We start from the raw sequence: 558 nt of genomic DNA, 5'->3' as shown, positions 1-558 counted from the left end.
AAATCCCCCACGCCGGTTCCATGTTTGGCTGAGATGAAATGAATAGGTGCATAGTCAAGGAAAACTAAACGTCTATCCAACTCTCTCTTTACTGACTTTTTGTCATCTTGGGTCATTCCATCCCACTTATTGACCGCCAATACCAGCGCTCGCCCGGCATCCATAGCAAAGCCAATCAGGTGAAGATCCTGCTCAACGACACCTTCTCTGGCATCGATAACGACAACAACAACGTTGGCATCTTGTATCGCTTGCAAGGTCTTGATGATGGAGAATTTCTCTACCGCCTCTTTAACATTTTTCCTACGGCGCACACCTGCCGTATCGATCAAGGTATAGGGCTTTTCTCGGCGTTCGTAAGGAATATAGACGCTATCTCTCGTGGTACCAGGTTGATCATAAACAACAACACGGTCTTCACCAAGCAGTCGATTAACCAAGGTAGACTTACCAACATTTGGTCGTCCGATAATACCAATTTTACAACCATTTGCTTCATCATCTTCCTCGATTTGTTCCGGGAAGTCCTCCATTGCATCTTCGATCAGCGATTTAACA

At 45.5% G+C, this 558-nt stretch carries 1 protein-coding gene; it reads right to left on the bottom strand.

What is annotated here, in order from left to right:
* Positions 1-558 (bottom strand): GTPase (locus A3757_RS20790; RefSeq protein WP_156506465.1); only part of this gene is annotated, 558 nt, incomplete at both ends.

Source organism: Oleiphilus sp. HI0117, from assembly GCF_001635235.1.
Note: the sequence above shows the minus strand (reverse complement) of the source record. Positions and strands in the feature narration are given on the sequence as shown.